Origin of the sequence: Nocardioides caldifontis (genome assembly GCF_008087345.1) — a bacterium.
Taxonomy (GTDB): domain Bacteria; phylum Actinomycetota; class Actinomycetes; order Propionibacteriales; family Nocardioidaceae; genus Marmoricola_A; species Marmoricola_A caldifontis.
In genome coordinates, this window is record NZ_VHIB01000027.1 from 1 (window position 1) to 2,784 (window position 2,784).

3 protein-coding genes are annotated in these 2,784 nt (G+C 62.0%); all 3 read left to right on the plus strand.

Going from position 1 to position 2,784, the window contains the following annotated elements:
* Positions 1-49 precede the first annotated feature (49 nt).
* The 3 genes from FIP57_RS22905 (at position 50) to FIP57_RS23475 (ending at position 2,688) form a co-directional block, all read left to right on the plus strand.
* Positions 50-667 (plus strand): hypothetical protein, encoded by a 618-nt coding sequence (locus FIP57_RS22905; RefSeq protein ID WP_148576219.1) that lies wholly within the window; start codon positions 50-52, stop codon positions 665-667.
* 369 nt (positions 668-1,036) lie between these two features.
* Positions 1,037-1,831, plus strand: a complete 795-nt coding sequence (locus FIP57_RS22910; protein ID WP_148576221.1) for a Z-ring associated ZapG family protein — start codon at positions 1,037-1,039, stop codon at positions 1,829-1,831.
* A 479-nt stretch (positions 1,832-2,310) separates the two neighbouring features.
* Positions 2,311-2,688, plus strand: a complete 378-nt coding sequence (locus FIP57_RS23475; protein ID WP_162529950.1) for a hypothetical protein — start codon at positions 2,311-2,313, stop codon at positions 2,686-2,688.
* The last annotated feature ends 96 nt before the right edge of the window (positions 2,689-2,784 follow it).

The following is a 2,784-nucleotide window of genomic DNA, read 5'->3' on the forward strand; positions in this document are numbered from 1 at the left end:
GTGATGGTCCTCGAGGATTCTGTGGAAGGTTGACTCGAAGGATCACGCGGTGGCCGCGCTTCGTTCCGACGTACACGCCGGCGACGATCTCGACGACCGCGCTACACCACTATCGGGGACTCAACTGGAACTACATGGACATTCCGTACCGGTGCCGCGCGTACTATCGCCGTGGACGCCGTTCGGCGACGAGTGGGAGTTTCCCCAGCTACTCCTAGGCGTCCTCAGTGGGCATGAAGTGACCGAGGAGGTCCTGATTGCGTACGACCGCGGTCGGCCAAGTCGAGTCCAAGACACCCCGGCCTCGGACAGCCTCGAACTGATCCTCACACCCGCGGCTCGGCGATTCGCCATCGGCGATGCGGAACTACAAGAACTCTTCTTTCGAGCTGAGATCCTTATATCCGCACTGATCAAGGACTGGGAAACCGCCAGTGGCACGGCGGCTTGGGGCCTTGCCGAACACTGGATCGGGGGCCACACCAAGATCGAGCGGTACGCGACCAGTCCGCTGCCCGAGCGGATGCTGCAGGAGCTTGAAAACGCCAGTCACTCGTGGTGGCCCCTGCAAGGGGGAGCTTTCGGGGGAAGTTTTGAACGCGCCCAAGCAGCTTTGCAGGCCTACGTAGAACTGGCGGTCGAGGCAAGATCGAGGCGTCGCCTGTAAGTCGAGGGAGTCGGGACGACTATCTCGAGCACGTCGGTCGAATCGACTTTGGGAGGTCCGGTCCCTCGGCCGTCAACCAGCATGGTCGGGCAACGCGGACGTGCGGGCGAATACAGGTGAGTCTGGCCGACGATGAGTGGGAGTCGTGTCCCCTGGGCGGGGGAATGCCTCAGATCCGAACGTGCGGATCGCGCTGCACGTGATCTCGGAACCGATCGACCGCGCGGCCCCAGGCTCTACGAGGCCCGCGACGATGCCTTCGCTGCGCCCGGATGGCGCCGTTCGAGTGCGTCATCGCCCGGACCCTGGTGCCCCTCGTGACCCTGTGAACGGCTCGCACACGGTCGGCGACTTGTGGACAATCAGACAGTGTCCGAACAGGAGCCCTCAGGCGGTCTGACAAACGCAGCCCCCATAGGGGTTCGTGCCGCGGCAAGTGCCGTCCCGGCCGCACTCGGGGCGTCCATAGGTGGGGTTCCTGGGGCCGTTGTCGGCGCGGTGGCCAGTGAGTACATCGTGCGTGTGGCCGAGAAGGCTTGGGGGGAACTGCGCGCTGCACGTCAACAAAGCGTGACTCAAATGCTTGTTGCGGCAGCGGAGGATCTCGACCAAGCACCTGAGGAGCTCGTTGACTACGCCTTCGTGCTCGACGGCGGACCCGACTTGCTCAACGACGCCCTCCTCGCGGCATCAGACTCCATCAATCAAAGGAAGGTGCGCGCGCTGGGGCGGGCACTCGCCAACGGTCTCCGTGACGACGGCGCATTAATTGATGAGAATCGACTGCTCGTCTTTGCGTTAGCTCAATTGGAGGAGCCGCACATAAAACTTCTTGCAATAGTGGAGCCTTCACCGCAGTGGACCGACCTCAAGGCAATTATTGAGCGGGTGGAGCACAGCCTGGCCATCCTACCTGTTCTTGAACGCGCCGGACTAATCGAGAACAACGACGACGATTATCTTCAGGTTGTTGGAGAGTTCTATGCAGAGTTGAGTAAGTATCAGTTCGCGAAAGAAGTCGCTGAGCGGTACGGGAGCATTGAAGGCGAGCCGGTCCCGTCGGAGCCAAGCGATGATCCGATGACGTACTTTGCGTCCGGCTACCAGCGGACGCAGTTCGGGAGTCGATGCCTCGAATATCTCGAAGCCGAGTCGGGTCATTGATCGGACAGCGGACCCTGTTGGTTCCTAGCCCTGAAGGCAACGAGGTGATGTCACATCGTTTGACGCAGCCCCGCCCGACGGGCGCAACACCGCTGTGCAAGAACCGCGTCGCCGAGCGGACGATGCCGTCGAACGAGAAAGAGGTCGACAGGACGATTACGCGGCGATAAGACACGAGTGGCTGCGCCGATCAAACATCCCAGATCCGTGCGCGTGTTGAGGCAGCTGAATGCCTAAGGGTCAGATTCAGCCGCCAGAATCGACCATCAAGGTCGTTCGGCAACGGCGGAGGGAGCGCGTGAGGCCTTCTTCACCCATGGTCCTAAGGGCGGTAGATTGTCCCAGGTCGTCGACTGGTATCTGCCTGCTGGCCGGCGATGGACGGGGGAGAAGATGTGACTAGGCCTGGCTACACAGACCGAGAGCGACTGAAGTCGTGGGCTAACACGCGACAAGCACAGGCTGAGCTGCCTCGCCTCGTGAGGCGATTGATTCTGGAGACATCGCCCGGCGTCGTGCGCCTCGGCATGCCGGCCGACGAAGGGGTCTCCGCTGGCGACTGGGACGGCTCCGTTCGCACAGAAGCTGGCACCGCTTTTGTTCCTGCAGGACTCTCGGTATGGGAGCTGTCAGTCGACAAGAGCCCAGGCACAAAGGCTGATTCGGACTACTCCAAGCGTGATCAGACACCTGACGGCACGGCCACGGCAGACACCACCTACGTCGAAGCCATCCTGCGTCCGTGGACCGAGCGGGACACATGGGCCACGGAGCGGACCGCTGAGGACAAGTGGAAGCAGGTCCGGGCATATGGGCTCGATGACTTAGCCCGGATCCACCGACGATCGCTCTGCTGACGGTGTCGTGGGCGTGCCGTAGCGCAAGGATGCCCTTGCGGGCTGGGAGATTGGGACTTGCGACGGTTCCAACGCTCTCAACCCGAAGGGCATCTC